Annotated in this window: 18 protein-coding genes; 12 read left to right on the forward strand and 6 right to left on the reverse strand. The window is 68.7% G+C overall.

Annotated elements, in window-relative coordinates; translation table 11 throughout:
- Window positions 1–258 precede the first annotated feature (258 nt).
- A complete protein-coding gene (locus QHF85_RS01315) occupies window positions 259–1,335 on the forward strand; it encodes an SMP-30/gluconolactonase/LRE family protein (protein ID WP_281325161.1) in 1,077 nt (358 codons plus the stop codon).
- Here the strand turns inward: QHF85_RS01315 and QHF85_RS01320 are convergent.
- The 6 genes from QHF85_RS01320 to QHF85_RS01345 all read right to left on the reverse strand — a co-directional run bounded on the left by QHF85_RS01320 (window position 1,322) and on the right by QHF85_RS01345 (window position 6,558).
- Window positions 1,322–2,146: an AraC family transcriptional regulator gene (locus tag QHF85_RS01320; protein WP_281325162.1), complete on the reverse strand. Its 825-nt coding sequence runs from the start codon at window positions 2,144–2,146 to the stop codon at window positions 1,322–1,324. The two genes, QHF85_RS01315 and QHF85_RS01320, sit on opposite strands and share 14 nt — an antisense overlap.
- Before the next feature lie 88 nt (window positions 2,147–2,234).
- Window positions 2,235–3,260: a DUF2891 domain-containing protein gene (locus tag QHF85_RS01325; RefSeq protein WP_281325163.1), complete on the reverse strand. Its 1,026-nt coding sequence runs from the start codon at window positions 3,258–3,260 to the stop codon at window positions 2,235–2,237.
- The gene (locus QHF85_RS01330; RefSeq protein ID WP_281325164.1) at window positions 3,238–4,188 is read right to left on the reverse strand and encodes a DUF979 domain-containing protein; all 951 of its coding nucleotides are present in this window, start codon (window positions 4,186–4,188) and stop codon (window positions 3,238–3,240) included. Before QHF85_RS01330 ends, QHF85_RS01325 begins: the two co-directional genes overlap by 23 nt.
- Window positions 4,185–4,862: a DUF969 domain-containing protein gene (locus QHF85_RS01335; protein WP_281325165.1), complete on the reverse strand. Its 678-nt coding sequence runs from the start codon at window positions 4,860–4,862 to the stop codon at window positions 4,185–4,187. Before QHF85_RS01335 ends, QHF85_RS01330 begins: the two co-directional genes overlap by 4 nt.
- Before the next feature lie 39 nt (window positions 4,863–4,901).
- A complete protein-coding gene (locus QHF85_RS01340) occupies window positions 4,902–5,846 on the reverse strand; it encodes a polysaccharide lyase (protein WP_281325166.1) in 945 nt (314 codons plus the stop codon).
- A 61-nt stretch (window positions 5,847–5,907) separates the two neighbouring features.
- The gene (locus QHF85_RS01345) at window positions 5,908–6,558 is read right to left on the reverse strand and encodes a HutD family protein (protein ID WP_281325167.1); all 651 of its coding nucleotides are present in this window, start codon (window positions 6,556–6,558) and stop codon (window positions 5,908–5,910) included.
- Between the two features lie 111 nt (window positions 6,559–6,669).
- Here QHF85_RS01345 and QHF85_RS01350 point away from each other — a divergent pair, with 111 nt between their 5' ends.
- The 11 genes from QHF85_RS01350 to mxcH all read left to right on the forward strand — a co-directional run bounded on the left by QHF85_RS01350 (window position 6,670) and on the right by mxcH (window position 25,468).
- Window positions 6,670–7,146 (forward strand): MarR family winged helix-turn-helix transcriptional regulator, encoded by a 477-nt coding sequence (locus tag QHF85_RS01350; protein WP_281325168.1) that lies wholly within the window; start codon window positions 6,670–6,672, stop codon window positions 7,144–7,146.
- 84 nt (window positions 7,147–7,230) lie between these two features.
- Complete coding sequence (locus tag QHF85_RS01355) at window positions 7,231–7,854, forward strand: hypothetical protein (RefSeq protein WP_281325169.1); 624 nt, start codon at window positions 7,231–7,233, stop codon at window positions 7,852–7,854.
- A 79-nt stretch (window positions 7,855–7,933) separates the two neighbouring features.
- Window positions 7,934–8,737: a hypothetical protein gene (locus QHF85_RS01360; protein WP_281325170.1), complete on the forward strand. Its 804-nt coding sequence runs from the start codon at window positions 7,934–7,936 to the stop codon at window positions 8,735–8,737.
- A 177-nt stretch (window positions 8,738–8,914) separates the two neighbouring features.
- Window positions 8,915–10,267 carry a hypothetical protein gene (locus QHF85_RS01365; protein WP_281325171.1) on the forward strand — a complete coding sequence of 451 codons (1,353 nt, stop codon included), beginning with the start codon at window positions 8,915–8,917 and terminating at the stop codon, window positions 10,265–10,267.
- 268 nt (window positions 10,268–10,535) lie between these two features.
- Window positions 10,536–11,135: a hypothetical protein gene (locus tag QHF85_RS01370; protein WP_281325172.1), complete on the forward strand. Its 600-nt coding sequence runs from the start codon at window positions 10,536–10,538 to the stop codon at window positions 11,133–11,135.
- Window positions 11,136–11,270: 135 nt separating this feature from the next.
- Entirely contained in the window at window positions 11,271–13,844 is a 2,574-nt protein-coding gene (locus QHF85_RS01375; RefSeq protein ID WP_281325173.1) for a tetratricopeptide repeat protein, read from the forward strand.
- Between the two features lie 97 nt (window positions 13,845–13,941).
- Window positions 13,942–16,194, forward strand: a complete 2,253-nt coding sequence (locus QHF85_RS01380) for a DUF4215 domain-containing protein (RefSeq protein WP_281325174.1) — start codon at window positions 13,942–13,944, stop codon at window positions 16,192–16,194.
- Window positions 16,195–16,373: 179 nt separating this feature from the next.
- Window positions 16,374–16,793, forward strand: coding sequence for a hypothetical protein (locus QHF85_RS01385; RefSeq protein WP_281325175.1), 420 nt, complete (start codon window positions 16,374–16,376; stop codon window positions 16,791–16,793).
- Window positions 16,794–17,189: 396 nt separating this feature from the next.
- Entirely contained in the window at window positions 17,190–21,560 is a 4,371-nt protein-coding gene (gene mxcG / locus QHF85_RS01390) for a myxochelin non-ribosomal peptide synthetase MxcG (RefSeq protein WP_281325176.1), read from the forward strand.
- A gap of 34 nt (window positions 21,561–21,594) precedes the next feature.
- Complete coding sequence (locus tag QHF85_RS01395) at window positions 21,595–22,914, forward strand: aminotransferase class III-fold pyridoxal phosphate-dependent enzyme (RefSeq protein WP_281325177.1); 1,320 nt, start codon at window positions 21,595–21,597, stop codon at window positions 22,912–22,914.
- A 7-nt stretch (window positions 22,915–22,921) separates the two neighbouring features.
- Complete coding sequence (mxcH, locus tag QHF85_RS01400) at window positions 22,922–25,468, forward strand: TonB-dependent siderophore myxochelin receptor MxcH (RefSeq protein WP_281325178.1); 2,547 nt, start codon at window positions 22,922–22,924, stop codon at window positions 25,466–25,468.
- Window positions 25,469–25,496 lie beyond the last annotated feature (28 nt).

Raw genomic sequence — 25,496 nt, forward strand, 5'->3', positions numbered from 1 at the left:
CGGACGCCGGGGGCTCCGGCGCGGCATTCTTGTGGCAGCTCCCGTGAGCGCGCCGCGTCCTCGACCGCAAGATTCTTCCAAACGGCCCCTCCTCGGTCTCCGCGCCGCGCCCGTCGAGGCACGGTTTGCGCCTGGGCCCCCGCGATTTCTCGTTTTTTTGCGGGGGCGCAAGGCGCGTCCATACGCCACGCCTCGCCCGGCGCATCTTGCCCTCGTCGGCGCGCTCCTTTCCTCCGCGTCGACGAGGAGCTCACGACCATGCACAGCCGTTCCCTGTCGATTGCGATCGTCTCGTTTCTGGTCTCGACCTCGGCGCTCGTCGTCGGATGCAGCGATGATCCCGCGCCCGCCTCGACCGAGAGCTCCTCGTCGGGCTCGGGCGGCAGCGGCGGCAATGGCGGCGCCGGCGGGGCGGGCGGCCATGGTGGCGCCGGCGGGGGCAGCAGCGCCCCCGAGGTGGTCGCGGCCTTCGATCCCATGAAAGGCGAATACGTCGAGGGGCTCGACATCAAGGACGGCGTCGCCTACGTCGGCGCCGTCCTCACCGGGCAAATCCTGAAGGTCGACCTCGCGACGGGCGCGATTTCGCCCTTCGGCACGATGCCCGCCTTCCCGCAGAACGGCGGCGCGCTCGTCGGCCTGACCCTCGGCCCGGACGGCGCCGTCTACGGCGCGCTCAACATCACCGCGCCGGGCGGGCCGCAAACGGGCATTTATCGCGTGACGGCCGCGGGCGGCGAGGCGACGCTCTTCGCCTCCGACCCGGCCATGATCTTCAACAACGACCTGCGCTTCGACGCGGAGGGCAACCTCTTCGCCAGCGACTCGATGTCCGGCGCCATCTTCAAGGTGGACAAGGACGGCACGGTCTCGAAATGGCTCGATGACATGCTCCTCACGCCCGACCCGACGATCTGCGGCGTGGAGACGAACTTCCACCTCGGCATCAATGGCTTCGTGCGCGCCGGAGACGCTTATTACGCCACGAACACCGATCGCGCCTCGATCGTGAAGATCCCCCTGAACGCGGACGGCAGCGCGGGCAAACCCGAGGTCTTCCTGGCCACGGATTGCGCCACACTCTCGGGCGCGGACGGGATCGCGGTGGACCCGAGCACGGGCGACCTGATCGTGGCGATCAATTACAAGGAGACGATCCTCCGGGTCGGCATGGACAAGTCGGTGAAGAGCATCGCGAGCGGCGAACCGCTGCAATCGCCGGCGTCGCTGGTCGTCGAGGACAAAAACCTCTACATCACGAATGCGGCGTTCGCGGCGCTGGCCTCGGATCCCTCGAAGGCCAAGCCGTCGCTCGTCAAGCTCACGCTCCCGTAGGCGCGGGAGCGCGTGGGCCTTCGAGGCGCGCGCGGGCGCGTGGCGGGGCGAGGGCCCGAAGCCACGCGCCCGGCGTCGTGCCGAACTCGGCCCGAAATGCGCGGGTGTAATGGCTCTGATCCGCGAAGCCGAGCTCGTAGGCGATCGCGGATGGCGATTGCCCCTGCCGGAGCAAGAAAAGCGAGCGGGTGAGGCGCAACCGGAGCTGGTAGGCGTGCGGCGGCATCCCCATCGCGGCGCGGAACGCGCGGACGAGGTGGTATTTGCTGAGGCCCGCGACCGCGGCGAGTTTGTCCAGGGACACCTGCTCGCCCGAATGGGCGTGCAGGTACTCGCGGGCGAGCGCGACGCCGCGCGGCTCGGAGAGCAGGCCCTTTCCGTCGGCCGCGCCGCCGAACAGCCGCCGGAGGCTCGTCACGAGCCAGCTCTCCCATTCGAGCGACCCAGCCCCGGACCAGAGGCTCTGGTGGAATGCCTGAAGCCCGAGCGCGGCGACGGGATCGGCGAGCACGAGCGGCGCCTCGGGCAACGAGAGGCGCGCCGCCGCGGCCTCTTCGAGGTAATGGGAAAACACGCGAGCGTCCATCGAGGCGCCGAGGTTTTCGGGCGCGTGTCCAGGGATGGCGGTGACGGCGTAGGTGGTGTGTGCTGGCATGATCCAGACGCGAGGCGACTCCCGCGCGTCGCTGACCAGGAGCCCCCCGGGCGTCTCGGTGCGGACCATGCCGCGGCGCAGCACCCCCACGAGGATCCGCGCGCTCTCGGCGCCCTCGGTCGCGAACGATCGCGCGCTGGAACGAAAGAGCTGCACGGAGGCGCCGGTTGCGGGCGTCTGAAATTCGCAAGCATGAAAATGTTCCGCAGGTTTCCCCATTCTCGGGCAATCGTAGCACCGATTTTCACGGGGCTGCACCTGCTTCGAGCGCCAGCAGGGCGAAGGTCGCCAGCCAGTGCTCGCCCATATAGTCACCGGCCACGTGGGCGAGCCCCGCGGCGAGGTGCTCGTCGGCAGCCGAAAGCACGACGGCGCGGACCGGATCGTCTGCCGCGAGGGACCCTGCAATCGATCGAAAACACCAGGCCCGGCTCAGGTTCAGACCGTCGAGGTGGGCGATTTTGCCGTCGCTGCGGTCGCTCACGATGGCCGGCGTGAAGAGGCTTGCCGGCATCCGGTCGGCCGCCCTGGGCAGGAAACGCGCGAACCACGGGCGAAACTCGTCCGCCGGAAGCAGGCGGCGCAGGCATTCGGCTTCGACCAGCGTGGGGGACAGGAAATCGTCGCCGCTCGGCTCCCAGGCCGGAGCGTCGGCGTCGGCGAGGTACCATCCCCTGGCGGTGGATTCGATCAACCGGCCGAGATCGTGATCGTTCACGGCCTCGGCATACTCGGAGGCGAGCCCCAGGGCGAATGCCGTATTGAAATGCGTGCCGACGCGGATCGGATAGGTGGCCTTCGGCAGGAAGGCCTTGAACCGCTCGGCGAAGGCGCTCGCCAGCGGGCGCAGGGCGTTTCGATGGGAGGCGCCCTCATGGCGCTCGAGCTCCGCGCCGAGCATCAACATCCACGCCCAGCCATAAGGCCGCTCGAAACCCGAGCTCTGCGGGCGGGCGAGATACGCGAGCTCTCCAGCGACCTTCTCCGGCGTCATCATGCGATCGAACAGGGCACGAATCTCGGCCGCCGGGGCCATGTCCGGGAATCGCCGCGCGAGGCGCGCGAGCAGCCAGTAGCCGTGGACGCAGGAATGCCAGTCGAAGCTGCCGTGAAAGATCGGGTGCAGGACCCGCGGCGGCAGGACGTCCTCGTCGCCGGCCATCACGTGGTCGAGCTTGTACGGGTAGGGCCTCTCGACGTGGCCGAGGGCGAGACGCGCGAATTTCGCGGCCAGCTCGGGGCCGAGCTCAGGAGCGGAAGACGAGGACATACATCAGGACCGTATTGGTGAGGAGGAGAAGGAGCGCAGTGGGGACCTGCGCCTTGATGACGCCATGTCGATCGGAGAGCTCCAGGAGGGCCGCAGGCACGATGTTGAAATTCGCGGCCATGGGGGTCATCAGGGTGCCGCAGAACCCCGACAGCATGCCCACGGCGCCCATGATCGCCGGATTGCCGCCGAAGCGATGGACGATCAGCGGCAGGCCGATGCCCGCGGTCATCACCGGAAAAGCGGCGAAGGCATTGCCCATGATCATGGTGAAGAGCGCCATGCCGATGGTATAAGCCGCCACCGCGGCGAGCTGGCTTCCGGCGGGCAATGAGGCCGAGGCGAGCTTCCCAATGGCCGTCCCGACCCCGCCGGCCGCGAAGACCGCGCCCAGGGCGGCGAGCATCTGCGGCAGAATGGCAGCCCAGCCGACGGTATCGAGCAGCCGGCGTCCCTCCTGCATCGGGACCATGGGCCTTGCGTGGAGCATCGGCATGGCAATGGCCAGCGCGACGAAGACGCCGAGGATCAGCGATACCAGGGTCGCCTGCTTGGGATCGACGAGCCCCGCGAGCTCCGGGCGCTTGAACAGGAACGTGCCGGTGAGCGCCGTGAGGGGAATCGCGAGCGCCGGCCAAAACAATTTGTTGCCCAGCCGGGCCGCGCTCGCGCGGCGCTCCTCGGGACCACTCGTGGCCGGCTCCCCGCGGCCCAGGCCGGATACGCCCGCCGTGAGCACCATGGCAAGGACGACGAGGCCGTTGAGCACGTCCGGCAGGTACGAGCCGAACAGGAAGCTCACCGCAAAGAGCCCCCAAAAAACGGTGTTCTTCCAGCGCTTCGGGTTCGTCGCGTCACGCGCGCTCAGCACAGCGATCGCAACGAAGAAGAGGCCGGCGACGACATAGAGGCCCCCCAGCCCGATCATCGCTTGCCCTCGGCGATCATGCGGGCCAGACGTCGATCGAACAGCATCATCTGCGTACCGTGGATCAAGAGGGCGCAGATCGCCGTGGGAATGGCCCAGACCGAGAGCTGGAGTGGTTCGACGAGGATCCCGTTTTGCGCCAGGAACCCCTTGATCAGGAGGATCGAGGCAATCGCGATGAAGATGTCCTCGCCGAAGAACAGCGCGATGTTATCGACTGCGGCGGCGTGCGCCCGTACGGTCTGGCGAGCCTCCTCGGGGAGCGGCCCGTGGTGACTCTCGGCCGCCGCCTCGGCCATCGGCGCGATCAGCGGGCGCACCATCTGGGCGTGGCCCCCGAGCGAGGTCAGGCCGAGCGCCGCGGTGATCTGGCGGAAGACGAAATAAAGCAGCAGCAATCGGCCGGCGGTGGCCGCGTGGATGGCGCCGATCAGGGTCTTTGCCCGCTCCTGCAATCCGGCCCGTTCGAGGAGCCCGATCACGGGCAGGACGACCCACACGACGCTCACGTATCGGTTCTCTTGAAAGGCCTTGCCGAACGTCGCGACGACCTCGACGGGCCCCATGCCGCCAGCGAGTCCCGTCACCAAGGCTGCTGCCGTAACGACCAGCAGCGGGTTCATGCGGGCCATGAAGCCCAAGACCACCACGGCGATCCCTATCAGCGACAGCACGTCCCCCTCCAGTTTGTCTAGTAAAGCGATCAGCGCCGTTCAGTGCGTGATGGGCCCCGTGGAGATGGTGAAGTCGTCGTAGTCGACGGTCTGCGCCGAGGGCGGCGCCCAGCTTGCGTCGCTGCCGCCGAAGAAGGTCGAGAAGTACAGCGCGTCGATGCCGTACGTCGCGCCGGCGAGCCGGTACAGGAAAGCCTGCTCGTCGAGGACGGGCGCTCCGTCGAACCAGGCCGCGAGGATGCCGTCGTGCTGCCCGGGCGTATTCATCACCAGCCGGTGCTCCACCGTGTGCCAGGTCCCCGGCTCGAAATGGGTCGCGCTCCCGCCCGACATGTAATCGTAATCGTCGCCGCAGTCGTTGTTCTTCTCGGGGAAGTACATGTACTGGACCGCTGCTCCCCCGGTGCGCCACATCATCCGCGCCGAGAAGCCGGTCGTGTCCTCGACGCAGCCCGTGGGCGCCGAACCACCGACGAGCCCCGGGAGCTTGCCGCCCTTCACGAAGGCGAAGCCGGCTCCAAACCGCACCCGGTAGGCGAGGAAAAGCTCCTGATACGTCTGTCCGAGCGGCACTTTGAACTGCACGCCGCCATTGGCAGGGCCAACCTCGCCTGACGGATACGTGACCCGCAAGAATCGATTTCCCGCCTCGTCGACGATGCTCGCGCGCCCCTCGTCGAGCCCATTGTTCCAGCTCGGCGCCCCGACGAAATCACCTGCGACCATGTCCTCGCTGTACACCCCGGGCGCGCGTTGCTGAAAATCTGCATGTACGAGCACGCTCCCCGGACTCGCGCCGCCTGCGCCGCCTGCGCCTCCCATTCCCCCGGCGCCCGCGGCTCCACCGGCCCCCGCGGTTCCGCCCGCGCCGCCGTTTCCCGCGCCACCGGCGCCGCCCGTGGGCGAGGAGGGCCCATTTTCCGTGCATGCGAAAATCGACGCCCCGATCAGAACGAGAACGACGGACGCGATCCGGTGGGCCATGGCGGGATGGGAATGAAATTCGCTTGGCCTGTCAAGCGGGAACCACCACGATTGCACCGCGTCAAGGACGGGAACCACCGAGCCCCACGGCGAACACCACCGCCTCTTCCACGTCCGCGGCGACCTCGAGCTCCGCCTGTCCCTCCACGATCAACGTCTCCGCGCCGAGGAGATGGGTGGCCGCAGCGGACCCGTCGACACGAACCGCGACCCTCCCACGGAAGACATGAAGGATCTGCGTCTCCGCCGCCAAGCAGAGGTGGACGATCGAGCCGCGTGCCAGCGAATGGACAGCGGCGCTCGGGCGGAAGAGGGCGCGGCGCGCCATGATGTTGAAATCGCGCGCCGAGGTCGCTCCGAGCTCGCCGTGCGTCGGCCACGCGCCGTCGAAGCGATAGGGGGCGAGGAGCGCGAGCCTCCGCCGGCTGCGCCCCTCGTGCACGAGCTCCATGGGCTCTCCCTCAGTCTGGAGGAGGATCCTCTCGATACCCGGGAACGTGGAGAACGGTCCGGACGCCGCGAGATCGGCGATGCTCAATCGCCAGGCAAAGTCGTCGAGCCCGGCCCCAGGCGGATCGACGGCGATCTCGGTCGTGGTGCCGAGACCGTTCTTCCAGGGCATCACGCGGTAATCGGACGGCCGGAGGTGGCGAATTCGTACATGGCGCGCAGGGGCCGTGAGGACGAGAGGATCGGGGGAGGAGACCGGCATGCGGATGAGGATAGCATCCTTCCCGGAGGGCGATGGCGGCGCCCGCGCACTTCAGCCTCGCGCCTCCTCGGGAACCTGCCTTGGTTGACAGGGTCCTGTCAACATGACAGCATGCTGTCGATGTCGAAGCTGACTCCGGACGCAACGACGCTCAGCGAGCTGATGATCGAGGTGTTTCGCGTCAACGGGCTCGCGCTCGCCGCCGGGGATCGTCTGAGTCGCCCGGCCGGGCTCACCAGCTCGCGCTGGCAGGTGCTCGGCGTCATCGACCACGGCCCCGAATCCGTCGCCACCGTGGCCCGCACCATGGGGCTGACGCGGCAAACGGTGCGGATCATCGCCGCGGCCCTGGAGCGCGAGGGCTTCGTCGCTTACGAGGAAAACCCGCACCATCGCACGGCCAAGCTCCTCGTGCTCACGGAGGCCGGCCGGAAAGCTCTGCGTCGGGTGGAGGCCCGCCACGCCGGGTGGGCCAAGGCGCTCGCGAAGTGCCTCGATCACGAGCGTCTACGCGTGACGCTCGAAGGCCTCCGCCAGGTCGGCGATGCGCTCGAACGGGACGCCTCGCGAGCGTCCAGAAAGGCGTGAGCCATGGCGGCCCGCGTGATCCCCGTCCTTCCGTGCATTTCGCTCCCCGAGACGTTGACGTTTTACCGGACGCTCGGGTTCGAGGTGACGCACGAGCAGACCAAACCGAACGTCTATGCCGCCACCGCACGCGGCGACATCCATCTGCACTTCATGGGCATGAAAGGCCTGAACCCCGCCGAGGCCTACAGCACGTGCTTGGTCCTCGTTCCCGAGATCGAGACGCTTCACCAGACATTCTCGGACGCTCTGCGCCGGCTCTACGGCAAGCTGCCGATCGCCGGCCAACCGCGGATCACACGCCTGCGAAAGGGGCAGAGCCGCTTCACCGTGGTCGATGTCGCGGGCAATTCCGTCATCTTCATCAAGCATGGTGCGCCTGACGATGACGACGAAGGGGCCACGCCGCAGAGCCATTCTCGCCTCGGCAAGGCATTACGCGCCGCGGCCCGGCTGCGCGATTTCCGCAACGACGACGCCGCGGCGGCGAAGGTCCTCGACCTGGCGCTCGCCCATGACGGTCCGTCCGACCGAATCGAGCGGGCCCGCGCCCTCGCCGCCCGGCTCGAGCTTTCGCTCGCCATGCACGACGAGGAGCGTGCCAGGACGTTGCAGACGGCTCTCTCCGCAATGGCCCTCCACACCGAGGAGCGCGCGCAGGTGCCGGAGCTCCTCGCCGTGGACTGGCTGGAACGGTCGCAGCGGTAGGGCGCCTGTCACACTTCGGTCCCCCGATCCGATGACGGGTCGCCATGCAGACAACCGCAAACCCACCGGGAGAATCCTCATGCGTCCCCTCCTCCCCCTGATGATGCTCGCGTTATGCGCCTGCAAGCCGGCGCCCTCGCCCGAGCCGAGGCCGTCGGCCGGTGTCCCGGCGCCCCTGACCGCCGCGCGAGCAGAACCGACGGCCGCAGCGTCGGCGCCGGACGTGGCGGTACCCGCAGCGTCGAGCGAGGACGATACTCACTGCAAATGTCCCGCCCAAGCGACTGCGGGCGGGGCGACTGCCGATACGACTGGCGACGAGGCGGTCGACGACGAGGACGCGGAGGCGCGCAAACGAAGCGCGCCTCCGCGACCGGAGCTCCCGAAGGCGCTCGTGGACCGACTGCGCGCCCGCTGGCCAAATCATCAGGTCGCCTGTGACATCGCGTCGTCGAGCCCGTGTGCCCTCCAGGGCGATCTCGACGGCGACGGCGTTTTCGACAACATGGTGCTCGTGCGTAGCCGCGCGGGCGCCGGTGGAATCGCCATTCTCTGGGGCACAGGCGCCACGGCGCTGCTCGGCGGAGGGCGCCGCGGGCAATGCTGGACGAAGACGGAGGTGGCCGACCTCGAAGGCCATCCTGTGGTGAAGCCGTGCGCGACCGAGATCGACGCCAATCTCGACTGGATCGCGCGCTGGGAGATGCGGCCGCGAACGCTCCGCGAAGGCGCTGCCGTCCTCGTGGGGCGGAAGGGCGCGAAGACCCTCGAATCGCCTGCGCCGGGCGCCCTCGGCGACGGGCTGCTGCTCGACGGCGGCGACGCGGCGGCCATTCTCTACCGCACCAAAAACGGCTGGACCCTGATGCATCTCGGCTATTAGCGCGCGCTCGAGCGTGGTCCGCCCGAGCTCGATGTGGCTGCGCGAATTGAGCAAGCACGTGCAATTTGCGCAAGCTTGCGCGATTCGTCGGCGCCGTCGACGGGCAAATATCCGCGAAAACGCCCCGAAAGCTCGTGGCATGCGGCGTGCCTGATGCGCCGGCCAAGGAGACGGTGGATGAAGAAGAAGAATGCCCTCGTGGTGCTGGGTTTGCTGGTGCTCGCCGCTGGGTGCTCGCCGGAGCCGGAGCCCGCGCCGGCGCCGGAGCCGAAACCGAACGATGAAGAGTCGCTGCGGGCCGCCGTGGAGACGTCAGGCTCGGAGATCGAGGCGCAGGTATCCGAAGTGGCGCGCGAGCAGGTCACAGACGATGTGCATCATTACAGCTTTCTCGTGAAGCTGGGAGACACGCCGAACGCGCGCGTGCGCGTGCACCGGATCGTACGCGAGGACGCCCCCTGGCGAGCGCGCCCCGCGGACCACGCCATCCTGCTGCTGCACGGCGACTTCGCCACGTTCACCACGAATTTCGCGCCGTCGCTGACGAGCTCCGCTGCGGAGCCCGATCACGGCCTGGCCGTATACCTGGCCCAGCGCGGGATCGACGTGTGGGGCCTCGATCGGCGATGGACCACGGCGCCCAAGGACGGCGCCGATTTCTCCGATTTCGCAGACATGGGCGTGGCGCAGGCGATCTCGGACACGGACCGCGCGCTCCTCTTCGCGCGCACGATTCGCAGCCTGACAGACGCGGGCGAGGGCGGCATGTTCCTCGGCGGATTCAGCAGCGGCGCGCAGATCACGTATCTCCATGCCGCAGAGGAGACGCAAAAGCCGGCGGAGCAGCGGCAAGTCGAGGGCATCGTCCCCATCGACATCTACGCGAAGGTGGCCCCCGAAGACGAGGCCAGCAGGCAAGTGGCCTGCAAGCTCGCCGCCGAGGAGCGAGATCAGGTCGACCAGGGCTCGGTGGACAGCGACAACACCGCGTTCTTCCAGCCCGTCGGCGAGCTCGCCGCCTCCGCCCCCGCAGACCCGTCGCCCTTCTACGACGGCTATACGAACCGCGACGTGATGCTGGGCTTCGTGACGCAGACGTTCCAGTTTTACGAACCCAAACCCCAATACCACCTCATCGCGGGCGCCTTCAAGGACAGCGCGCCGACCGACCTTCGTTATGCGCCCGAGGCGCTGATCAACGATTGGCTCGCGCATTCGCCGCCCCACCAGGCGGTCGTGGAGAGCGCCGATCGAGATGCCCTCTGGTGCGGCGAGGGGCCGCTGCCGCTCGTCGACCACCTCGCCGAGATCACGGTCCCGCTCTTTTACCTCGGCGCCGCGGGCGGCTTCGGCGATCACGGCCTTTACAGCACCACGGTCGTCGGCTCCACCGACGTCACCACGCATGTCGTCCGCCTCCTGCCGACCGAGAACGAGCCCGAGGACTTCGGTCACGGAGACCTGCTTTACGCAGACGACGCGCCCACGCTCGCGTGGGACCCGCTCGCGCAGTGGTTGCTCGCGCATTGACGAACCAGCGGTCCCTACGTTCCTCGACGGAGCGCCGCCCGCCCGAGGCATACGCGCGGGGGTGCAGGCTCGAGCCTGCACCCGCTGCGTACTCGGGCCTGCGACTCCGGGGTGCGATCGTGCCCGCGCCGCGTGTTCGTACGGTGAAGCCGCCAGAACCGAAGGCTTTTTGCGGTATCGATGAATTGGCGCGACTCCTGCAATGGCGCCGGGCATCCGCCGGGGGGCATGACCCATCGTCCCACAGCAGCCTGGAGCTAAAATCGACATGAGCATTCTTCGTCATCTACAGTTGGTCGCGGCCACGTTCGTCCTCGCAACGTCCTCCCTCGTCGGGTGCATGGGCGCGCCCGATGAGGACGGCGAGGAAAACATCGCGGAAGCCGAGGGCGCGTTCGGAGAGTCGACGTGTGGCACCACGAGCGGAATCGACGGGTCCTACCCGAATTCGTCGTGGTCCTGCGGAGAGTCCTCTTCGACGTTCACCTCGCCGAACACCTCCTACGGCCATACCGATTGCACCAAGGGGTGGATCGTCGACTTCCAGAACCCCAGGGTGGGGGTCGCGGCGTACGCGGTGCTCGGCGAGGCCCTGCCGACGACGCAGACGGCCTGCCAGAACACCCTCGTGCGACTGGACACCTATGACGACGCCGGAACGATGATCGCGTCGACCTATTCGATCGGATCCTGGTCGGGTGGCCACTGCACGATCCCCTATGCGGGCGGGAGTCTCTACGCTTCCGGAGGCTCGACGGCGTGGGGTCGTGCCGTCGCGCAAGCGTTCACGTGCAACGACAACCTGTGGACGTGCGCGAGCAGGACCTATCGCAAAGTGGCGGTCTGGGCGCAGTATCCCGTCTGCTGAGCGGAGCCTCGGCGGCAAGCCAGGCATCCGTCGGAGCACCGGCGAGCGCCCCGCTCTGCATGCGCTCGCGCTCGCCGGCGAGGGATTGCTTCGGCCAGGGACGGCCGCGGCCCTTCGCGCTACGCTCGGATTCACATGCCGCCGCGGCCCGACAAGACGCAAATCTCTCGGGACGGAGGCGAGAGCCAGTTCGTCGGTCGCGAGCGCGCGCTGGAGAAAATCGCCGAAGCTTTCGCGCGTGGTCGCCTCGTCGAGCTCGTCGGACCGCCCGGCGTCGGCAAGACCCGGCTCGCCACGGAGTTTGCGCGGCGGACGCCGCCCCTCTCCGCGCTCCGGTTCTGCGACCTCTCGGAAGCAGCCTCGCTCAGCGCGTTCCTGTTCCAGGTGGCGCGCGGCCTCGGCGCACCGGTGCCGCTCGACATCTCCCCCGACGAGCTCGCGCGGCGCGTGCGAGAGCAGGTCGGCAAGGACGACGCCCTGCTGCTCGTGCTCGACAACTTCGAGCAGCTCCCCGCTTCGGCCGACGCGGCGCTCGCGGCGTGGTTCGAGCGACCGGGGGCGCGCGTGCTCGTCACGTCGCGGCGGCGCCTCGCCGGTGCGCCCGCGACGACGATCAGCCTCGCACCGCTCTCCACCGAGCGGCGCCCGGGCGAGCCCTGGTCCGAAGCGGCGGAGCTGCTCGTGACGCGCGTCTCGGCCTTCGCGGACGGCGCGTTCGACCCCGAGCAGGATCGCGCGACGATCGAGGAGCTCGCGCGCGAGCTCGATGGCCTGCCCCTCGCGCTCGAGCTCGCGGCGTCGCGCTTCCGCATGCTCGCGCCCAAGCAGGTGCTCGCGCGCCTCTCGCAGCGCTTCCGCATGCTGCGGCGGCCCGACGGGACGATCACCCGGGCAAACCTCCGCGAGAGCATCGAGATGTCCTTCGTGATGCTCGCCCCGCCGGAGCAGGACGCGTTCCTCGCGAGCTCCGTGTTCCGGGGTGGCTTCTCGCTCGACGCCGCCGAGGCCGTGCTCGGCGAGGAAGGGGGGTCGTGGCCGCTCGACCTGCTCGAGTCGCTGCGTGACCAGTCGATGTTGACGGTCGACCAGGATCCGAACGAGCGCCGTTACGATCTCTTGATCTGCATCCGCGAGTTCGCCGAGAGCGAGCTCGCGCGCCGGGAAGGGGGCGCGGCGCGCGCGGCCGAGCGGCATGCTCGCTACTACGTGGGCCTCGGCGAACGGCTCGTCGGATGTGCCGACCCGGGCTCGCGACGCGCCCTCGAACGCGAGCGCGAGAACCTCGCAGCGATCGTCCATCGGCGCGGGCTCCTCGGGGCCGACCTCGCGCTCCGCGCGGCGCTCGTGCTCGCCGCGCCCGCGTCCGGCCTCCCGTACATCACCGTCGAGGAGCTGCTCGGCGGCGCGCTGGGCGACGATGACGCCCGAGGTGCGTCGCCTCCCCTCCTGGGTCGCACGCTCCTCGCGCGAGGGACCGTCCGCCGCTTCCTCGGCCGGCTGCCGGAGTCGACGGCCGATCTGGATCGCGCGCGCGTGCTCGGCGAATCGATCGGCGACCGCGCGCTGCTCGCCGAGGCGTTCGCGGGCCTCGGCAACACGCTGGCGGGCCTCGGCGACTGGGGACGCGCGCGCGCCTTCTTCGAGCGCGCCCTCGAAGCGTGCGCCGACCCGAAGCTCCGCGCGCGCCTGCTCGCGATGCACGCGAACAGCTTCGGCGGCACCGACGAATACGACCGCGCGATCCCGCTCTTCCGCCAGTGCATCGCGGAGTCCGATCGCGTTCGGGACGAGAACACCTCGGCCACGTCGCGCCTCGCGCTCGGGGTGATCCTGCTCGCCGCGGGTGACTTCGACGAGGCGGAGCGCCTGCTCGACGAAGCGCTCGAGGCCCACACGCGCATCGGCTCGCCGCACTGGGAGGGGATCGCGCTGTCGTACCTCGCGCGCTGCAAGCAGGAGACGGGTGATCTCCCCGCGGCCCTCACGCTCTACTCCGACGCCTTGACCCGCCTCGACGCGGCGGGCGTGCGGCGTGCCCAGGCCGTCGCTTTGTACCAGTTCGCGACCGCGCTCATCGAGGCGGGCGAGCTCTCCGCCGCCGGCAAGCACCTGCGCGCCGCGTTGCCTCTCGCGCGCGAGAACTGCGGCGAATACGAGGGCGTCGTGCTCGCCGCGCAGGGCGTGGTCGCCGCGCGGCGCGGCGCGGCCGGCGACGCGGCCATGCTCTATCGGCGCGCCGAAGCGTCGCTCCGCGCCTACCCCAAGCCGATGTTCCTCGCGGCGGTGCGTGTGCTGCTCGGCGAGGCGCCGCCCGCCGCGTTCGCGGGTTGCTCCGAGGTGCGCCTCGCCCTGCGCCTGCGGAGCCCGGCCTCGGCGCCGCACACCACGCCGCCGCTCCTCCTCGCGCGCGACGGGAGCTGGTTTCGTGCGCCTGGCAGCGACGCATCCATCCCGCTCGATCGACGCAAGGCGATCCGCGGCGTGCTGCGGGCCCTCGCGCGACAGCGGGAGGAGCGCCCCGGCGAGGCCGCGTCGGTCGCGGCGCTCATCGAGGCGGGATGGCCTGGCGAACGGATCCTCGCTTCCGCCGGCGCCGAGCGCGTCTACGCCGCCGTGGCGACGCTGCGCCGCCTGGGCTTGCAGGGCGTGATCCAGCAGAAGGCGGGCGGCTACCTGCTCTCGCCCGAGTACCCCGTGGTCCTGAGCTGAGTCCGGCCGGCGCGCTGCCTTTCAACAAACTTTCAACGCGATGCCGCAAGCGTCGGGGCCATGGTTTCAGCGCAGGCTTAACGACGAGGTCATGACCATGATTCGCAAGCTTATTTTTGCCACGGTCGGCTGCGCGATGGTGCTCCTCGCTGGCTGCTCCGACGACGTCCCGCCCGCGCCGAACAACGGCACCGGCGGGAGCGGCGGCGCGGGCGGCAACGGCGGGCAGGGCGGAGAGGGCGGTTGCACCACGCTCGACGTCTCGCTCACGCAGATCTACCGCTTCACAGACGCCTACTTCTCCGTGCAGGCGCAGGTATCGCCCGGCGTTCCCGACGCGTACCAGACGCAAGCCATCCTCGAGATCTACAACGAGTGGGCCTCGCCGAACTTGCCGCCGCTCGTGCCGGGCACCTTCGATCTCGCGGCCGCGCCGAACGATCGCTACGGAAGCTGCCAGCACTGCGTCACGGTAATCACGCCGGACGGGAGCGAGATCCCGACGCGCACGTACTTCCAGACGAGCGGCACGATCGAGCTCACGAAGCTCGATGCGAACGATCCGAGCATCGCCGCCGGCAAGATCACGGACGTCACGCTCTCCGAGGTCACGCGCAAGGAGGACGGGACGTGGGAAGCCGTGCCCGGGGGCGGCTGCTTCACGATCCCCTCGTGGTCGTTCGACACGACGCCCGTCGACGGCATCCCCTGCGAGAAGGCCGAGGACTGCGGCAACACCGCGCGCCAGGTCTGTTCTCCGAAGACGAACACCTGCACGCCCTACGAGTGCCTCTTCACGTTCGACGTCGTGTGCCCCGACGGCGAGCAGTGCCTCGCGCAGGTGCCCAGCGAGAACTCGATCGGTGCTTGTTACAAGGCGTGCACGCCGCTCGCCTCGGGCGCGTGTCCCGAGGGCGAAGCGTGCATCGCGATCGACCCCGTCCAGAACTACGGCGTCTGCCGACCGACGGGCGAAGGCGCGCCCGGCGAGGCGTGCAGTGGGCCCGACATCTCGACGGGCTGCGAGGCGGGCAGCCTGTGCGCGGGCGTGCCCGCCGCGTGCGAGCAGACCTGCGCGTACCTCACGCCCGACCCTGGATGCCCCGAAGGCCGCGTCTGCGGCATGTCGAACGTGTGCCTCGCGCCCGAGAGCGGCGATCCGGCCCCGATCGACGGCGCGTGCCAGCCGAGCTGGGTGCCGTACCGCGGCTGCGGCTCCGACGGCGAGGCGTTCCGCGGCCTCTGCATGAGCCTCTATCCCGAAGAGCCGATCGAGCATTGCGAGCGCATCTGCCGCACGGCCGACGACGACTGCCCCGCGGGGGAGTACTGCGCGGGCCTCTTCTCGAACACGAACGTCGGCATTTGCTGGACGATCCCGGTCTGCGGCGACGGCGTGCTCGACCCGCTCAACGAGATCTGCGACGACGGCAACACCATGTCGGGCGATGGATGCTCGGCCGATTGCGACACGGCCGAGTTCGACGTCCTCTGCAAGCTCGCCGAACCGCTCGCGCTCGACGTCGACATCCAGGGCACGACGGAAGGCGCGCCCACCGGTTATGGCGGGAGCTGCGAGCTCTACATCGTCGTGCCTTCGAAGACGTTCACCTTCGACGTGCCGGGGCCGGGGCGCCTCTCGCTCAGCCTCACCTCGAATGCGGACCTCGATTTGCTCGTGCTCGGCGATTGCGCCGATCCGAACGGCAGCGAGCTCGCTTGCAAGAGCACGGCTGCCTCGCCCGAGCTGCTCGACTTCGACTTCGCGGCCACGCCGAGCGGCCCCGTGATGATCGTCGTCCGTGGCAATACGATGAAGGACGCGGGCCCGTTCACGCTGCACGCGACGTTCACGCCGGCGGTCTGCGGCGACGGCGTCGCCGTCGGGCCCGAGGCTTGCGACGACGGCAACACGATGCAGGACGTCGGCTTCTGCTCGGCCGATTGCCTCAGCCCTGACTGGCCTGCGGCCTGCGGAGCCCTCGCGATGCTCTCCACGTCGTCGCCCAACGTCGGCGACACGGCGAGCGCGCCGAACCTGAACAATGCCGACGGGTATTGCACCTACACCACCGGCGGCGAGGTCATGTACCGCTACGTCGCGCCGAAGGACGGGACGCTCACGCTGCACCTCGCCGAAACGGACGCGAATTACGCGCTCTATGTGATCGACGGCTGCGGCGCCGCCACGGAGGCCACGACCCTCGCGTGCTCGAATGCGGGCTGGCCGCCGGAGAGCGCGGAGGACCTCGCGGTGCCTCTCGTCGCGGGGCACGAGGTGACCGTGGTCGTCGACACGATTCCGCAAAGCAAAGGCGGCCCGTTCAGCCTCGAGGCGACCTTCCAGTAAGGTCCCACGACGACGCGTTCGCCCTCCCTCTCCCGCCCTGTCACGGTGCGCTGTCACGTCCGCGTGACACTGTCACGGCCCCGTGACGCCCTCCCCGCCACATCTCGCAGTTTTTCGCGCAAAAAGTCGCTGGCGAGCTTCTTGCCAGTGTACCCTCCCGCATCGAATGCGAGGACACCATGCGCTACTACGTGACCATCCAGAGCGGGGACGAGAAGGGGCCGTACGAGGAGAACGAGGTGCGCGCCTGGCTCGCTGCTGGCACCATGCCGAGGACCGCGCCGACGCGCGCCGAAAACGAAGCCACCACCCGTCCTGCCTGGGAGGTTTTTCCCGGCGTGGCGCCGTCGCTGCAAATCGCTGCGAATGAAATCGCCCTCGTCGAGGACAACCCGCTGCCCGTGGGGAGCTTCTGGCTGGGGTTTCTTTTTGCCGGGTTCTGCCAGATCATTGCCCTCCTTTACTTGCTCTTCGGCACGGCCATCGCCTCGGAGACCCGTCGCGGCATCAAAATGGGCCTGATCATCCAGTTTGTCATCTTTCCGCTCATTGGCTTGTTCTTCTGGTCGCTGAAGATCATCGCGACCGGCGAACCCTGACCGCTCCTCCGATCTCGAAACGCCCCGCGCCCCGTTTCCCCGAGGGCACGAGCACCGCCCCCCCGCCGACGCCCGTGAGCCCCTCTCGCGGGCCGCGTCCCCCCCGCCGCACGCCCGGTCCCTCGCATGTCTCCTCGGGCCGCGCAGCGTGTTCTACCCCACCACAACGCCCACCCACGCGGCACGATTCACGCCGTCTACATCACAATTTTGCATGCATGTGCCACCCATCTCACCCAAACACAGAAAATGCACTTGACTTTGAACATCATTTTCAACAAATGTGGGGACGGTTCGCCTAAGGAAGTGTGCAAGCCAACATGATCGAACGAGTCGGTCGAACCCGTCTCCATGGCGGGCACATCGTCGCGGGGCCGCCCGCGGGAGGGGCGTGCAATGCCTGAGCCCTCGCATGCCGGCTGGCCTCTCTCGGCTGCGCAGCACGGGATCTGGCTCGGCCAGGAGCTCGACCCGACGCTCCCGATCTACAACGCCGGCGAATGCATCGAGATTTGCGGACCGCTTGATCCGGCCATCTTCGAGGCCTCCCTGCGTCAGACGATCACGGAGGCCGAGGCGCTGCACATGCGCCTCGTCGTGGCGGAGGATGGCCCCCGACAGCTCCTCGCTCCTTCTTTGGATTGGCCGCTGCACCGGATCGACGTCGCTCGAGAGGCCGATCCGTGGGCATTCGTGGACGCCTGGATGCGGGCGGACCTCGAAAAACCCGTCGATCTCCGCCGCGGGCCGCTCTTTGCGGAGGCTCTTTTCACGGCCGGCCCCGAGCGAACCTATTGGTATCAGCGGGCCCACCACATCGCGCTCGACGGCTTTGGATTCTCGCTCGTCGCGCGCCGCGTCGCGGAGCTTTATACCGCCCGGATCGAGGGCCGCGCCGGCGCCGGCGCGCCATTCGGCTCGCTTCTCCGGGTCGTCGAGGAAGACCTCGCCTACCGCGCGTCCCCTGCTTACGAGCGCGACCGCGCCTTCTGGATGCAACGCTTCGCGGATCGCCCCGCACCCGTGAGCCTCGGCGCTCGCGCCGCGATGGTCTCTCGCAGCGCATTACGGAAAACCACCTCGCTCTCGCCCTCCACGATGGAGCGAATGCAAGCGGTGGCGCGTGGCGCGGGCGCGAGCTGGCCCGACGTGATCGTCGCGGCCATGGCGGCGTATACGCACGGCCTCACCGGCGCGCCGGAGATCGTCCTCGGTCTCCCGGTCATGGGCCGCCTCGGCTCCGTCTCCCTGCGTATCCCGAGCATGGTGATGAACATCGTCCCGCTGCGCGTCGCTGTCTCGAAAGAAACGAGCCTCTCCGGGCTCGTCCGAGCGGTCGCCGAGGAGATGCGCGCGCTAAGGCCGCATCTGCGCTACCGCTACGAGCAGCTTCGCCGGGATCTCAAGCTCATCGGCGGGGCTCGGCGGCTCTTCGGCCCGGTCGTGAACATCATGCCGTTCGATTACGACCTGCGCTTCGCCGGCCACCGCGCCATCGCGCACAACATCTCCGCCGGGCCGGTCGAAGACCTCGCGATGAACGTGTACGCGAGGTCGGACGGCCGTGGTCCTCGCCTCGATTTCGACGCCAACCCGGATTGTTACACCACCGAGGAGCTCGCGGCGCACCAAACGCGATTCCTCGATTTTCTCGAGGCATCCCTGTCCGCGCCCGCGCAGCCGTTCGCCGAATTCGCGATCCTCGGCGCCGCGGCGTCGACATCCCCCAATGCAGCTCTGCGCCCCGGCGAGGTCCTCGACGGTGGGCCGTTGCCTGCCCCGGCGCGCGACGTCGTCGAACAGATCCTGGAGCACGCGCGCGAAATGCCCACCGCGATCGCCCTGGAGCACGGCTCGCGGCGAATGACGTATGGCGAGCTCGTCCTCGCGGCCCGTCGGCTCTCGGCCCGCCTCGTGGCCCTCGGCGCCAAACCCGGCACGCTCGTCGCGCTCCTCTTGCCTCGCAGCGTCGAGGCCATCACGGCCATTCTCGCCGCGTTGTTCGCCGGCGCCGGATACCTGCCGCTCGATCCCCAGGGGCCCAGCGGCAGGACAGAGTCGATCCTCGCGGACGCCGGCCCCACGTTGCTCGTCACGATATCGCCGTACGCCGAGCAAGCGAGGCGTTCGACGCAAGCCCACGTCCTTGTGCTGGACGAAGAGGCCCTCTCGGATGCGCTCGAAGACCCGATCCGCGAGGGCGACGAGCATCCGGCGTACGTGATCTACACCTCCGGCTCGACGGGCCGCCCCAATGGTGTCGTGATCAGCCGCGCTGCGCTCTCGCACTTCGTGGCCGGCGCCGCGGCTCGTTATGGGTTTCGCCGGGACGACCGGGTGCTCCAGTTCGCGCCGCTGCATTTCGATGCGAGCGTGGAGGAAATTTTTCTGACCCTGTGCATGGGCGGCACGCTCCTCTTGCGCACGGAGGAAATGCTGCAGTCCGTGCTCCGCCTGCTCGACGCTTGCGCCGAGCACGCGATCACCGTGCTCGACCTGCCCACCGCCTTCTGGCACGAGGTGGCCTACAGCCTCTCGACCGGCGCGGCTCCCCTTCCCCCGAGCGTCCGCATCGTCATCATTGGCGGGGAGGCCGCGCTCCCGGAGCGGGTCGCGCGCTTCCGTCGCTCCGTCGGGCCCACGGTCCAATTGTTCAATACGTACGGCCCCACGGAAACGACCGTCGTGGCCACGTGCGCCACGCTATGCGGCGGCGAATCCTCGCCCGAGAGCGACGCGGAGGTCCCGATCGGCACGCCGCTGCCCGGCGTCCGCGCGGCCGTCGTCGGCGCGGACGGGCGGCTCGTCGCGCGGGGCGCCGTGGGGGAGCTCCATTTGATGGGTGGCGGGCTCGGCACGGGGTATCTCGGGCAGCCGGAGCTCTCGGCCGCGCGGTTCCGGCCCCTCGAAGCCTTGCCCGATCGGCCGCGTGCTTATCGCACCGGGGACCTCGTCCGGCAGAATGACGCGGGCGACCTCGTCTTCGTCGGCCGCGTCGACGAGGAGCTCAAGATCAGCGGGCACCGCGTCGATCCGGGCGAAATCGAGACCGTATTGCTTCGTTTCCCCGGCGTGCGCGAGGTCGCGGTGGTGGGGTCCGTCCTGCCGGGTGGAATCAAGCGCCTCGCCGCGCACATCGTGGCCGACGCTCCCTTGCCCGCCCCGGCCGCGCTCCGGAGGCACGCGCAATCGGCATTGCCTCCTGCCTCCGTCCCTTCGGCGTTCCTGTTCACGGATCGATTGCCGCGCACCAGCACGGGCAAGATCGACCGGGCCGTCCTGCGCGACGCGAAAATCCCCACCTCGACCGAGTCGGCCGTCGCGACGACGGACCTCGAAAAGGTCGTGATGACGGTCTGGGAGCAAATCCTCGGGGTTTGCGACCTCTCCGTGGAGGACGATTTCTTCGAGCGCGGCGGGCAATCGCTGCAAACCATCCAGGTCGCCACACGCCTCGGGGTCATGCTCGGGCGCGAGATCCCCGTCGCGATGGTGTTTCGACACCCGACGATCGCGGAGCTCTCGCGCGCCCTCGAGCAGGCCGGGGGCGTCACGAAGGCCTCCGCGGGGCTCACGGACGCCATGCTAGCCGACGCCGTGCTCCCGGCGGACATCGTCCCTCCCGCGCTCGTGCCCGCGGTGCATGCGCCGCCCCGGCAGGTCGTATTGACGGGCGCGACGGGGTTCGTCGGCGTGCATCTCCTGCATGCGCTCTTGAAACGAACGGATGCACGCGTGGTTTGTCTGGTACGTGCCGCGGACGAGAAGCAAGCGGCCGATCGGCTCCGCGCCGCCCTGGAAAAGCAGCGCTTGCCTGCGGCGCATTTCGAGGATCGCGTGGTGGCCGTCCCCGCCGACCTCGCCTTGCCCCGCCTCGGCCTCCGGGACGAGACGTGGGATCGCCTGGCCGCGGAGTGCGACGCGATCTATCACGACGCCGCGATCGTCAGCCTCGTACGCGATTACCGCAGCATGCGCGCGGTGAACGTCCTCGGGACACGCGAGGTCTTGCGTCTCGCCGCCGCGGCGCGCCCGAAGCCCGTGCACCACGTGTCCACGCTGGCCGTGGCGCCATCGATATCGAAGAGCCCCGAGGTCCCCGAGGCGTTCGTCCCGCCGCACCCGGAGCTCGGCGACGGCTACAAGCAAAGCAAATGGATCGCCGAGCGCCTCGCGGAGCAAGCGGGCGAGCGAGGATTGCCGGTCGCCGTGTATCGCCTCGGTCGCGTCGTCGGCGCGCCCGAGACGGGGATCGTCAACGAGCAGGACCTCGTCTTCCGGCTCCTGCTCGCCGGCATCCCCGCGGGGGCCTTGCCCGATCTCGACGTCGCGGAAACGTGGACGCCCGTCGATTACGTGGCTCGCGCCATTGTGGAGCTCTCGCTCACCCGCCCGCCGCGCGGCGCGGTGTACAACGTGGCCCCCGCGCCCGACGTCCGGCTGAGGGACGTGTTCCGCTGGGTCCACGAATACGGCTACGCCGTCGAGACCTGCTCCGTCCCCGCCTTCCGCGCGCGCCTTGGAAATGGCGCCGGCGCCGCCGAGAGCGCCACGCTCGCCTTCTTCGACCTTCAGGCCGACGCCGGAGAGCAACCGCAAAGCTTCGGCCTGGGGCGCGTGCGTTGTGACAACCTGATCCGCGACCTGTCCGAAAGCGGAATCGATTGCCCCGCCGTCGATCGGTCGCTCGTGTTTCGTTATCTGGATCATTGCGTCGAGACCGGCAAGCTGCCGCGGCCGTCGAGCCGGCGAGAAGGCCGCGCCTGAAGCGACGCTCCACCCGAACCAAAGGAAATCGCCCATGACCGCACGAAATCTTGGTGTCGACGAAGGCAGGCAGGAACGAGGCCTCCCGCGACCCATCGCAGGGGAACTGAAGCTCGACCGCTCGAATGCGCTCCTCGCCGAGGCGCGCCGGCTGGTCCCGGGCGTCACCCAGTCGCTCATGAAGCGGCCGGAGATGTTCGCGCTCGGCTCGTTCCCTGTGTTTCTCGACGGCGGCGAGGGCGCGCTCGTGCGCGACGTCGACGGCAACGAGTACATCGATTACATCTGCGGCCTCGGGGCGAACACGCTGGGGCACAACCACCCCGCCGTCGTCCAGGCCATCCGCGAGCACCTCGAAAAGGGTTTGCTGCATTCGCTACCGACCGAGATCGAGGTCACGGCCACGCGCGCGCTCGTCGACCTGATTCCCGGCGCGGAGATGGCCCGCTTCTTCAAGACCGGAGCGGACGCGACCTCCGCCGCGATCCGGCTCGCCCGCCACGTGACGGGCAAGGAGAAGGTCGTCACGATCGGCTACAACGGCTGGCACGACCATTTCATGTTCGACACGCCCGGCGTGCCTGCGGTGCTGCGCGAATACACGTATCGCATGCCGCTCATGGCCGAGGCGGACGAGCAACCGCTGCTCGACTTGATTGCCAAGAAAGGCTCCGAGATCGCGGTGGTGCTGCTCTCGTTGCCCTACAAGCGCGTCGTCTCGACGAATTTCTTGCGTGTCCTCCGCGAGACCTGCCACGCCCACGGCGTGCTCTTCGTGCTGGACGAGGTCGTGACGGGCTTCCGGCTCGCGCTCGGCGGCGCCCAGGAGTTCCACGACATCAAGGCGGATTTCGTCTGCCTCTCGAAGGGCATCGCGGCGGGTATGCCGCTCTCGGCCATCGCCGGCCCGCGGGAAGTCATGAGCCGCCTCGCGGAGCTTCAGGTATCGACGACGTTCGGCGGCGAAATGCTCTCCCTGGAGGTTTGCAAGGCGGTCCTCGGCGTTTACAAGGACACCGATTACATCCCGCGGATCGCCACGCTCGGCAAGCGGCTTCGTGAAGGCATCAATGAGAATGCCGCGAAAGCAGGGGCACCTCTCCGCGTGCTGGGGTATGACGCGATCCCGTTCTTCCTCTTCGCCGACGATCTCGCGATCCACACGAAGCTCGCCGCGCAGTTCGTCGGCGCCATGGCGAAGCGCGGCGTGATCCTGCGCCGCGACGTGAACTTCATGTCGGGCGTGCATACGGAGGCGCAGATCGATTTCACGATCGGTGCCGCGCACGACGCGCTCGTCGAGATGACGAAGCGCGGCGCATTCGCGGACATCCCGGCCGGCGCGAGGTCCTGATTCTCCGATGGTCCGTGGACGTCGTCGCTCGTGCGCCGGATGGGCCGGGGGCCTCGCCCTCGTCCTCTCGGTGACCTCTCCCTCTTCTGCACAAGACGCCGGGCCAAGCGGCTCGGCGCCTGCGCAGGCGAGCGCGACGAGCGAGCGCGTGATGCATCCGCCCGAGCTCATCGAGCCGGCCGAGGCGGCGTATCCGGCGGAGGCACGCGCAACGCGGCGAGAGGGCCGCGTGGTGCTGAAACTCCGCATTGACGCCGAGGGGCGCGTGACCAAGGCCGAGGTCGTGGAGCCGGCCGGAAACGGGTTTGACGAAGCCGCACAAGAAGCGGCGCTGCAATTCCGTTTCGCGCCGGCCCGCCGCGGAGACAAGCCCGTCGCGGCGCTCATCCTCTACGCCTACGAATTCAGGTTGCCCCCGGAGCCCACCCCGGCCGAGCAGACTCGGCCCGCTCCCGCCCCACCCGAGCAGGCGCCGCCCGCGGCGCCCGCAGAGCCGGCGACGGTCGGTCCTGCCAAACCATCGATCGACGTCATGGTCCGCGGCGCCTCCGAAGCCGACCGACTTCGCCGGTCTGCCCAGGCCGTCCACGTCATCGATACCGAGGAAGCGCAGCGACGAACCGCGGATCTCGGCGAGGTGCTGGCGCGCTCCGAGGGCGTGGGTGTACGCCGGGCGGGCGGACTCGGATCGAATGCGCGCCTCTCGCTCAATGGCCTCACGGGCGATCAGATCCGCTTTTTCCTCGACGGCGTCCCCCTCGACCTCGCCGGATATGCGCACGGGATCACGAATGTGCCCGTGAACCTCGTCGAGCGCATCGAGATCTACCGCGGCGTCGTCCCCGTGCGTTTCGGCGCGGATGCCCTGGGTGGCGCGGTGAACCTCGTGACCGATACGGACGTCCGCGGCACGCACGCCTCGGCGTCGTACCAGGTCGGCTCCTTCAAGACGTACCGATGGACGCTGAGCGCCCGGCATCTGCACGAGCAATCCGGTTTCTTCGCTCGCGTGAATGGGTTCTACGATTACACGCGAAACGACTATCCGATCGACGTCGAGGTCTTCGACGAGCGAGGCCGCCTCTCGCCGGCCCACGTCCATCGGTTCCACGACGGCTACCGCGCCGGTGGCGGGAGCGTCGAGGTGGGGCTCGTCGGACGCCCGCGGGCGGAGCGGCTCCTCCTGCGCGCCTTCTACACCGAGCATCAGCGGGACGTTCAACACAATCCCCTCATGTCCGTCCCTTATGGCGCGGTCACCTACGGCAAGCAATCAGCGGGCGCGCACCTGCGGTATGCTCAGCCCTTCTCCAGGAGAACGCGGCTCGACGCGGTGGCCGGGTACACGTACACGCGCACCGCATTTCAAGATCTCTCCACGTGTCGTTACGACTGGTACGGTCGTTGTGTCTTCGAGCTCCCGCAACGCGGCGAGATCGAGGCGCGCGCGATCGATCAGGTCGTCCGGCAGCACGACGCCTTTGCCCGCCTCAACCTGACATGGAACCCCGCCCCCTGGCATTCGCTGCGCTTCGGGCTCTCGCCCACCTACGCCAGCCGGACGGGGAAAGACCACGCCATTGATGCGAACGAATACGACCCGCTCACCGCGCAGCGAGGGCTCCTGAGCAGCGTGGCCGGCGCCGAGTACGAAGCGCGCCCATTTGCAGGCAAGCTCGCGAACATCGCCTTCGCCAAGGCGTACGTGCAGGTGGCGCGGACGAAGGAGCAGTTGCCGAACGGAAACCTCCGCGACCTCGACCGAACGACCCAGCGCGGGGGGATCGGCGACAGCCTGCGCCTCCGGTTCTCCGAAGCATTGTACGCCAAGGCATCGTACGAGTATGCCACCCGTTTGCCGAGCACCGACGAGGTGTTCGGCAATGGCGCGCTCGTCATCGAGAACCTGCACCTCGAGCCCGAGACGAGCCACAACGTGAACCTCGGCCTGACCCTCGAACGCGCCGAGACCGCCGCCGGCCTGTTTCGATGCAACGTGAACGGTTTCGGGCGCTTCGCGGAGAACCTCATCGTCCTGCTCGGCAACGGCAATTATTTTCAGCACGAGAACGTTCTCTCGGCTCGATCGGTTGGCGTCGAGGGGTCCCTCGGATGGACCTCCCCGGGGGATTGGGTCGCGCTCGACGGATACGTCACGTGGCAGGATTTTCGGAACACCGCGAGCGAAGGCGCATTCGGCAAATTCGAGGGGGATCGCATCCCCAACCGCCCGTACCTGTTCGCCGGCGCGAGCGCCCGCGTGCAAGGGTCCGATTTGCTGAGGCCCCGCGACGTCCTCTCGCTCGCGTGGCAAGCCCGGTACGTCGAGGCCTACTTCCGAGGCTGGGAGAGCGTCGGGGCCGCCGATTCCAAGCTCGTCATTCCCTCGCAGCTCGTCCACACGCTCGCGCTCACGTACTCCATGAAGCACGGCGACGGCTCCGTCAGCGGGACCCTCGAGGTGCAGAACCTGACGGACGAAAAGGTCTTCGATTCGTTCGGGGTCCAGCTTCCAGGGCGAGCGGCGAACGCCAAGCTCGTCGTCGAGCTCTGACCCTCCCATTCCTTGGCCAAGGAGATAC

Origin of the sequence: Polyangium sp. 6x1 (genome assembly GCF_029946515.1) — a bacterium.
Classification (GTDB): Bacteria; Myxococcota_A; Polyangia; order Polyangiales; family Polyangiaceae; genus Polyangium.

Excerpts from the sequence above, each read along its gene's own strand:
- QHF85_RS01315 (WP_281325161.1), top strand. The coding sequence starts at position 259 with ATGCACAGCCGTTCCCTGTCGATTGCGATCGTCTCGTTTCTGGTCTCG.
- QHF85_RS01325 (WP_281325163.1), bottom strand. The coding sequence starts at position 3,260 with ATGTCCTCGTCTTCCGCTCCTGAGCTCGGCCCCGAGCTGGCCGCGAAA.
- QHF85_RS01330 (WP_281325164.1), bottom strand. The coding sequence starts at position 4,188 with ATGATCGGGCTGGGGGGCCTCTATGTCGTCGCCGGCCTCTTCTTCGTT.
- QHF85_RS01340 (WP_281325166.1), bottom strand. The coding sequence starts at position 5,846 with ATGGCCCACCGGATCGCGTCCGTCGTTCTCGTTCTGATCGGGGCGTCG.
- QHF85_RS01345 (WP_281325167.1), bottom strand. The coding sequence starts at position 6,558 with ATGCCGGTCTCCTCCCCCGATCCTCTCGTCCTCACGGCCCCTGCGCGC.
- QHF85_RS01350 (WP_281325168.1), top strand. The coding sequence starts at position 6,670 with ATGCTGTCGATGTCGAAGCTGACTCCGGACGCAACGACGCTCAGCGAG.
- QHF85_RS01360 (WP_281325170.1), top strand. The coding sequence starts at position 7,934 with ATGCGTCCCCTCCTCCCCCTGATGATGCTCGCGTTATGCGCCTGCAAG.
- QHF85_RS01365 (WP_281325171.1), top strand. The coding sequence starts at position 8,915 with ATGAAGAAGAAGAATGCCCTCGTGGTGCTGGGTTTGCTGGTGCTCGCC.
- QHF85_RS01370 (WP_281325172.1), top strand. The coding sequence starts at position 10,536 with ATGAGCATTCTTCGTCATCTACAGTTGGTCGCGGCCACGTTCGTCCTC.
- QHF85_RS01375 (WP_281325173.1), top strand. The coding sequence starts at position 11,271 with ATGCCGCCGCGGCCCGACAAGACGCAAATCTCTCGGGACGGAGGCGAG.
- QHF85_RS01380 (WP_281325174.1), top strand. The coding sequence starts at position 13,942 with ATGATTCGCAAGCTTATTTTTGCCACGGTCGGCTGCGCGATGGTGCTC.
- QHF85_RS01385 (WP_281325175.1), top strand. The coding sequence starts at position 16,374 with ATGCGCTACTACGTGACCATCCAGAGCGGGGACGAGAAGGGGCCGTAC.
- mxcG (WP_281325176.1), top strand. The coding sequence starts at position 17,190 with ATGCCTGAGCCCTCGCATGCCGGCTGGCCTCTCTCGGCTGCGCAGCAC.
- QHF85_RS01395 (WP_281325177.1), top strand. The coding sequence starts at position 21,595 with ATGACCGCACGAAATCTTGGTGTCGACGAAGGCAGGCAGGAACGAGGC.
- mxcH (WP_281325178.1), top strand. The coding sequence starts at position 22,922 with ATGGTCCGTGGACGTCGTCGCTCGTGCGCCGGATGGGCCGGGGGCCTC.